The 8509-nt window shown below is 48.2% G+C and carries 6 protein-coding genes and 1 pseudogene; 4 read left to right on the top strand and 3 right to left on the bottom strand.

Annotated features, from left to right (window positions below; genetic code table 11):
* A pseudogene (locus tag AD949_RS14065) lies at positions 1-87 on the top strand (IS5/IS1182 family transposase); the annotation flags it as partial.
* Here AD949_RS14065 and AD949_RS05470 read toward each other — a convergent pair.
* Both AD949_RS05470 and AD949_RS05465 read right to left on the bottom strand, forming a co-directional pair.
* A complete protein-coding gene (locus AD949_RS05470) occupies positions 78-488 on the bottom strand; it encodes a hypothetical protein (protein WP_143224151.1) in 411 nt (136 codons plus the stop codon). The pseudogene AD949_RS14065 and the gene AD949_RS05470 sit on opposite strands and share 10 nt — an antisense overlap.
* A gap of 279 nt (positions 489-767) precedes the next feature.
* A complete protein-coding gene (locus tag AD949_RS05465; RefSeq protein WP_048836702.1) occupies positions 768-2603 on the bottom strand; it encodes an HAD-IIIC family phosphatase in 1836 nt (611 codons plus the stop codon).
* 570 nt (positions 2604-3173) lie between these two features.
* Between AD949_RS05465 and AD949_RS14525 the strand changes: the two genes are divergently transcribed.
* Genes AD949_RS14525 through AD949_RS05455 form a run of 3 tightly spaced genes read left to right on the top strand, consistent with a single transcriptional unit; the run spans position 3174 to position 5498 of the window.
* Positions 3174-3539, top strand: a complete 366-nt coding sequence (locus AD949_RS14525) for a hypothetical protein (RefSeq protein ID WP_244463436.1) — start codon at positions 3174-3176, stop codon at positions 3537-3539.
* 10 nt (positions 3540-3549) lie between these two features.
* Positions 3550-4725 carry a CgeB family protein gene (locus AD949_RS05460; RefSeq protein WP_244463437.1) on the top strand — a complete coding sequence of 392 codons (1176 nt, stop codon included), beginning with the start codon at positions 3550-3552 and terminating at the stop codon, positions 4723-4725.
* Complete coding sequence (locus tag AD949_RS05455) at positions 4722-5498, top strand: glycosyltransferase family 2 protein (protein ID WP_048836703.1); 777 nt, start codon at positions 4722-4724, stop codon at positions 5496-5498. Before AD949_RS05460 ends, AD949_RS05455 begins: the two co-directional genes overlap by 4 nt.
* A 187-nt stretch (positions 5499-5685) precedes the next feature.
* Here the strand turns inward: AD949_RS05455 and AD949_RS05450 are convergent, their stop codons facing one another.
* On the bottom strand, positions 5686-8382 hold the full coding sequence (locus tag AD949_RS05450; protein WP_371277383.1) for a M16 family metallopeptidase: 2697 nt from the start codon (positions 8380-8382) through the stop codon (positions 5686-5688).
* Between the last annotated feature and the right edge of the window lie 127 nt (positions 8383-8509).

Genomic DNA, 8509 nt, shown 5'->3' with positions numbered 1-8509 from the left:
GATTACGAGCGACGCATCGATGTCTCAAACGCCATGATCCTCGTCGCAATGGGGGCCAATCTCATCCGCAGAAACGCTCATCCGTGACTTTTCAAACAGGCTCTCAGATAAGCCTGACTATCAAACAACGCGTTAGGGCTACGGCCCTCCTGAGAACCGTGGTTCAAAAAATGTTCCAGCGGGTCAATTCCAGCTTCCCGAACATCGGGATACATAGCCAAATACCACCCACCATCAAAATAGATAACGGTTTGAAATTCCTGACTGTCCTGCATGATGGGCTGCGCTCCATTAATTTCATTCTGCGAAGACGCTGCCACCAAGCCAGTGTCCCGCTGTATAGTACTTGTTTCTAGTGCACCGATATTAGATTCAGGAACAAAATCCACCGGCTTTTTTTTAGAAGCTCGTGGACGATGTGAAATCTTAGGGTCGTTCACCAATTCCGCTTTTGCTACCTTGGCTGCCTTGGTTTGAACTTTACTCATCCGCGCGCTCATATGCCAACCCACACCATTAATATATTACGGTCCTACTAATGATTTTTTGCAAAGGTTGTCCAGTAAAAACAGGAATAAAAAAATCGTAATTTCATTAAACAGAAGGTAAGAAAACAAAAAAGCAGCAGCATAAACAGTCTATTTTAGTAACACAAATCAGATTTGTTAATTTTTTCAACCTCCAATGTGTTAAATTTTTTAGAAATTTTCATCTTAAACAAATGCCGCTCAAAGTGCGGCATTTGAAAAATTAAAGATGAAAATCTTTTATACCATCCTGATATGTGACACTGCTTTAGGCTGTTGTCCTTCATCCAGAATATAATAGTGAATCCCTTCAGAAACCCAGTCTTCTCTAAAGCCAGCCCGAAGGTAAACATCCCGACATGGCGTATTATCCGGTAATTCATGGACAGAAGCCGTTACACGCACATGACCCAGAGCCTTGCGAACATGCGCGGCAGCCTCTGCCACCACAAACTCCTCAACCTCCATACCTAAGACACGGCAACTCATAACGTACTGAACAATCTCGGAATTTTTAAGGTACAGGACACCGACCAACCCATAATCCGTAAACTTGTCCTGCACATTAAACGCTAGAAGCTGGCCACCCTCTTTCAGGAAATCAGCTACCTCTTTAAAGGCCCAACGTTTCCCAGATGTGTTGAACTGGTTCGTTTTATTGGTGAGTTCCAGCGCTCTCGCGAATTCTGGCTGGGCTGTATCGGTAATGTATTGAAAAGATACCCGACATTCCAGCGAGAGCAGAAAATCTTCACGGCTCATGGCAGATCGGGTTTCTTCGCGCTCAATCTGAGCACGAATCATGTCCTCCCGCCGCTCGGATTCTGCCGTCAGTTGCGCAATCTGTGTTTCGGCGGACCACAGCAAAATACGCCGGGTTAGATACGGGTTCCCCCCCATCACACGCAGATCTGGGAAAGCAGATGCCACGGCAGCACGTTCTACTGGATTATCATCAACAAAAACCACGCTTTTGGGCTTAATGTTGAACTCCTTGCAGATTGCCGCGATATTTTCCGCCTTGGGCTGCCAGTTGATCTTGAGAGATGCAAAGTCCTCCAGAGAGACCAGTTTAGGATTAACAACGTCATCCCATCTCTGCCTGACAGTTTCATAGTCATTTTTCGAGCAGATCGCCACGAGAATGCCGCGCGCGCGCAGATAATGGATAGCTTCCCATACCCCAAGCGGCCAACCATCCGTACGCGGCCAAGGCTGCACATCCGGACGATAATGCTCGGCAAGCTGCCCACGCCAGAGCGTGTTATCCAGATCAAAAATGACAGCTTTAACCTGATCAACCTGATGGACCGTGCGATAAGACGTCACAATCTGGCGATATGCTGCATCCAGAAATTCATCGCGTTTGATCGGGTAAACCGTCTCCAGCGGCGGAATAGGCTCATTTCGGGCAACCGCCCCGAAGTCATCCCAGTCCTGAAACGTCACGCCGCCATGAGAATAGAAATAGACGACATCATCGAGAACGTACTGCTTCCCAACAGCACAGGCGACGGAATCCACATCCAGTACATAAGCATTTTTGTAAGTCTCAACCCGCTTGATCAAATAATCATTCAGTTGATGAACAATCGAGACCAGATCACGCCCCCCCCCCTTCCCCTTAAGGCTCGACGCACTACTCATTTGCGGGACAATGAAGTTAGAAACGAAGGTCAGTAGCCCATGTGATTCATTATAAACCATGGCGGCTGACAGCATGACATCAAGAAGATTTTTCGCGTCTTCCAGAATTGTTTCCGCAAAGCCGGGTTCATTAAAACGGAAGCCTTCAATTACCCGATCACTCAACAGAGTTCGCAAAGGGATTTGAACATATTGCAGATCATAGCTTTCAACCGGTGCTGGAGGCTGCTGCGGAAGAACGCTGACAAAATTATATGGAATATAATCGAACGCAGTTTCAGGATGACGCGCTTTAAATTGCTCAAAATACAACGCGGTAAGACATGAACCGACCAGTAAAACCCGGTCGATTTTTTTTTCTGTCCGTTCCAGATCGGCGGGGAACAAAAACTCCGCCGTCGCCATACCCTGTCCTGCTTGTTGCGCCATGATAACCTTATTCCTGTTACACTCGTACTATCTTAACGTAGCTCTATCTCAACGTAACTGCGCGGCTTGTACACCTTATTGGACGCACTGGCACGCTTTCAGTTCGCCATGCGGTTACTCTAGGTACATTACACTGAAAACCCAAGAATATGGAGGCCTCAGGCAAGATAAACCCCATGAAAAATCTTCAAAACAGGACATAAGACAATTTCTATTTTATATTGAGAAATAATTTTTTTAAATTGTCAGATTTTAATTTATATGAAAAATAAACATAATATTTAAATTTATAATTTTTAAAAATATTGTGAATATTAATTATTTATTTTTACTAAAGTAATTTTTTATTAATATTTTTATTTTAAATATATTATTACTATAAAATGAATTTATTTAAAAATTTAATACATTTTTATTTTGTTATTTCTTTTTTATTTTCAAATTAATTTTTTTCTTAAACTGCACCTTAAAACTGCAACATAAGACGCAGGATTTTACCGTTCTCATGCCTTATTTTTTCCGATATAGTTAGACAGATTAAAAGTTAAATCTGCACAAACGGGAAATGTAATGGTTACTTTGACAGCATGGAACAAAAAAGACATAAAAACGATCATTGATTCAGAAAAATTTGATCTTGATTTTTATCTCGCAGAAAATCCTGATGTAAAAAAGTCAGGGCTTGATCCTATTGTACACTATGTACTTTACGGCTCTCAAGAAAACAGAAACCCGAACGAAAACTTTAATACAGAAATTTACTATAACCTTTATAAAAACGCTATTGGTCAAGATGAAAACCCGTTTGCGCACTATATAAGAAATAACGAAAATCTCTATTTTTTCGAAAAAGGCTTACTTCAGGAATATGGCTATGATTCCATCAGTAACGCCCTAAACAGACTCCGGAAATATCCCTTTTTCAACGCCGAATGATTATATCCGCATGAACGCGGATATTTCCTCCGCCAAAATGTTACCTGCCCGCCATGCCCTGCTTTACGGGATTGGAGAAGGGCGTGAAATCTTTTCCAGACGCTCGATCGTCAGCTTTCTCGGGAAAGAATGTAAAAACGATATCGACTACAAAATCAGCAAAAAAGATACCAGCAAGACTCTCCCGAAGACCGTTGGCGTTTTTTACCATTCCAAAGGCAATTCCTTTATCAAGGAACTGGCGGAATGTCTGGATGTCTACCTCAAAAACAGCGGGCTGAATTCTCGCGTCATGACGGAAGAAACTCCCGAAAATGAGGCGCCCGAACTCTGCGTTTTTTGCGCCCCGCATGAATTCTTCTTCCTGTCCGGGAACGAGGCATGGAAAAAGGACGACATCATCAAACGCTCCATCATGTTCAATACGGAGCAACCACAGACACTCTGGTTCACGCGCGGGATCATCTATATCATGATGTCCGCTGGCGTGATGGACCTGTGCTACCAGAACCTGAAATCCTTCTCCGATGTCGGGTTGAGCGTCTTTCATTTTGACCCACCGGTCAAAATCGAATCCTGTACCCTTTCAGCAGAAGACCGTAAGCACCCACTTTTCCGCGTTCTGCCGGAACCCGCACAAAAAGCCTCGTCCCCGTTCACGCCAATCAGTGAGCGGAGCATTGATGTCAGTTTCTTCGGGAATGCGTCCCGCAAGCGGGAAAAATTCTTCTCCCGCTCAGCCGCCTTCTTCGCGGATTACCAGAACTTCTTTTACTACCGTAAAGCCGATGGCCCCATTCCAAGCTCCGGCCTGTATGACATTCTCTCGCGCTTGCCGCGCTATGTGTCCGAGAATTCAAAAATCTCTCTCAATGTGCATCGTGATGATAACTGCTTCTTTGAGTGGCACCGTATTGTCAAACAGGGCATGGCCTCTGGTTCCATTATCGTCACGGAAGAATGTTTCCCGCATCCACTTTACAAAAATGGGGAGCATTATCTGACTGAAACACCGCGCCACATGCCCAATCTGGTGGAATGGCTGGTCCGTACGGAAGAGGGTCAAAAAGAAGCAGAAAGAATTCAACAAAACATTTTCGCGGTATTAGAGAACGACGGTATCTTCAATTCCAAGAATCTGGATCTGAAAAATTATATTTCTTCCATATGGAGTAACCTGAAATGAGCGTTTTGAAACCATGGGCTCCGGCTGGAAATATTGAGTTTTCTTTCAAGAAAAAATCAAGAAAACCCAAAGATCTGATTACAGTCTGCGTTACAAATTTCAATTATGCGGCTGTTATCTGTGAATGTCTGGATTCTATCGTCGCACAGACACACGAGAATATTGATCTCGTCGTGGTGGATGATCTGTCTGAACGTGATGACTCCATTGAAGTCATCACGGAATGGATGGAAGAGAACAAGCAGCGTTTTTACCGTGCGACGCTAATTCAGAACAAACGTAATCAGGGCCCTTCCTTTTCCCGTAACGTTGCTTTTGAAAACGCATTGGGCGAAGCCGTCTTCATCATGGATGCGGACAATACGGTCTATCCCAAAGCGTTGGAAAAAACATATACCGCGCTCATTAAGGGCGGCTTTCCAGCAGTTTATACACAGATTGAAGAATTTGGTGACCGTAAAGGCATTGGTCACGCCGATATCTGGGACCCTGCTCGTATGAAGCAGAATAACTACGTGGACGTCATGGCTCTGATCCGTAAAGATGCCTGGGCGAGCGTAGGCGGCTTCTGCCATATTGAAGAAGGCTGGGAAGATTATGATTTCTGGCTGAAGTTTATTGATCGCGATCTCAGCCCCGGATATCTACCGGAAATTCTGTGCCGTTATCGTGTTCACAACACATCACGCACGGCAACAGAAGCACTTTCCGCGCATTATGATTTAGAACTGGTGATGGAGTTCCGTCACCCATCACCGCAGATTGAAAACTGATTTTCAGAAACTGAGCATGTTGGGCCGGCTTATCCGGCCCAACACGCTTCATTTCTCTTATCCGGTCCGATAGACAGCTTTATTTTGGCTCTTGGCCAGACTGAAAAATGCAGCCCGTTCGCTGATAAATTTAAGACAAAAGTAATTGCCTCTCTTCATAAACCCTGAAGAGAGGCGTTCTCCGTTCTTACCACGTCGGCGCAGGGCCTTTGACAATTTGCGCGAGGTCATCCGGCCGGATCCATTTCTGGAATGCGGCCTGCACCTCCGCACCTGTCGCCTTGTAATAGACCTGCGCTGCACGATCCGTATTATCCAGCGGCAGGCCCAGTTCTTCCAGACCGAGATATTGAGAGGCAATGCTGCTCAGACTGGCCCGACGTAGCGGCAAGCTGCGTAAGAGCGAGGCTTTTGCCAGAGACAATTCATCCTCGGTCGGCGGTGCCGTCTGCATATCTTTGAGATCCTTCAAAGCTGCAACACGAGCTTTTCCAACTTTATCCGGGTCTGATCCATATTCAATCGTGTAGGCACCCCGCGTACGGCTCCAGTCAAAACTGCTGCCAACCGAATACACATATCCTGTCTTAACCCGCAGGTCCCTATACAGGCGGGATGAGAACAAACCGCCCCCAAGCACCTCATTTCCCAACTGCAAGAGGAAATGGTCAGGGTGAGAGGGCGTCAGTCCCAGCGTTTCCGCCAGCACCACCGTATCCTGCACGCTATTTTTATCTGGCACATTGGCGCGAGAAGCCTTGCTGAGCGGCACGCTCGGTAAATCCACCACCGGTTTTGGACCGTTTGCTTTCCAGCCGCCAAAGGCCTGTTCCACCACAGTGCGGGCTTTTTCCGGCGTGATATCCCCCGTCACAACAATGGTCGTCAGGTCAGGCCGCCACGCTGCCTGATAATAACTCATCACATCATCCCGCGAAACACTCATGATGGATTGCGGTGTTGCATGCCGGAGTTCAGGATCTTTCTGCGGAAGCAACGCTGTTTTCACAGCCTGACCAAACAGGAATCCGGGAGAAACCAGCATTCCTGCCTGCCCCTGTGCGGCCTGCATTCTTACAATCTGGAATGCCTTCTCTGGAAAGGCCGGGTGGAGTTCATTTTCTGCAAGAAGTGCAATACCTTTTTCAAAATCAGGTGTCAGAACCTGTAGAGAAAAGCTACCCCCTGCACGTTCCCAAGCCGGAATATCATCAAGTGCTTTCTGGAAGCCCAGGCGGTCATGCGTTGTTGTACCGTAGGAGAAGAGGGACTGAGTCAAATCCTCCACACCTTCCTTCCCTTGCGGTTCCTGCAAGGCGGAATTCTGGCGGATTTCACCTGACAACTGGATGGTGTGGCTAACGTGTGATGGCCAGACAATCAGCTTAAGCCCGTTTGGCAGCGTGCTGACAACAGGCTGCGGGGTCGGTTTGGGTTCTTCCAGACGGGACAACGCTTTTTCTGCCCAGTCTGGTAGCTTAACTGGTTTGTCCGGCGTGGACGCGAAAGATTCCGCACCGCCAAACCCTTTCCCGGCGACAGCTTTCCCTGAGGCCTCAGGCGTTAGCACGGCTGTCACAGCATGGGCCGGGTCCAGCAGCGTTGCGGCAAGATGGTTAACGGCTTCCGGTGTAACCGCCTGATAGGCGGCAACAATATCACCCGGTGCATCAAGATTATGGAACGCCAGCGCCGTGGACCACTGGGCAGCCAAGCCACTCACGGAGTTTGCTGAAAACTGAAGCTGCGCAATCTCGCGTTTTTTGGCCGCTTCCACCAATTCAGCGGGAACGCCTTCTTTGCGAATTTTTTCCAGAACACCGCGCAGATCGCTCAGGGCTTTTGCGGAATCACCCCCTTTGGGGAAGGCAGCAAGCGCCAGTCCAAAACCTGCTTCTTTTTTTGGGGCATATTCAAACCCGGCAAACAAGGCTTTACCTTGCGGCACAAGATCATACAGCGCGCCACGCTGGCTACCAAGCACGTCAGACAGGATATCCGCGACAGCAAAATTCTCTGCCGTGCGCCCCGGCATGGGGTAAGCAAGTGTTGCAAACCCAACCGGATAATCCGTCGGGAAACTCAGCGTTTTGGCCGGAGGCGGTACGGGCTTTACCTTCGGGCGCGCTGGCAGCGTTTTACGCGGAATAGCGCCGAATGTTTCTCGAACGTGCTCCAACGCAGTCACCGGATTTACATCGCCAACAATGACCAGAACGGCATTGTTGGGCGCATACCATTTTTCGTAAAAATCACGCAGACGCGCGGCATCTGTTTTTTCAAAAGACGGACGTGTGCCCAAGGCGTCATGCGCATAGGGCGTCCCGGCAAACAGAATAGACTGCAACTGTTGCAGATATAGGTAAGCCGGGCTGGACAGATCCCGCGAGACCTCCTGCTCAATAGCCCCCCGCTCCTTGCTCCAGTCTGCTTCAGAGAGAGTAAGACCCTTCATGCGCAGCGCTTCGATTTTCAGAAGAACCGGAAGATCCTGTGCCTGCGCCGTATAGAAATACTGCGTGACGTCCTCTGTGGTGTCAGCATTATAGCTCCCCCCCAGACGTGTACCGACCGCCGCCAACTGGTCCTTATCTAGCCCTGCGCTCCCACGGAACATCATATGTTCCAGCGCATGCGCCGTGCCGGGAAAACCCTCCGGTGCTTCTGCCGAGCCCACCAGATAATTGATTTCCGTTGTCACCACCGGCGCTAGACGGTTCGGCACAATCACAACGCGCAAACCGTTTGGCAGGGTGGCGCGCACCACCTGTGCGCTACTGAGTGCCGCAGGGACCAAAGCGGACGGCATCTGTTGTGCAAAGGCGACAGGCAGGGATGCCACGGTCGAGAGGGCTGTCCCTGCCAGAATGGCCGCACCAAGCATAAGAGGAGATGCCCCCCTCGCCCGTAACCGCTTCAGCCTGTCAGACTGGCGTGCGCGATAGGAAGTGGGAAAGAGAAAAGCCATTCTTAAATCCTTTGTCAGGACAATGTGTTTACGGAGAATTTCT

This window comes from Acetobacter orleanensis (assembly GCF_001581005.1).
In the GTDB taxonomy this organism is placed as follows: Bacteria; Pseudomonadota; Alphaproteobacteria; order Acetobacterales; family Acetobacteraceae; genus Acetobacter; species Acetobacter orleanensis.
Note: the sequence above shows the minus strand (reverse complement) of the source record. Positions and strands in the feature narration are given on the sequence as shown.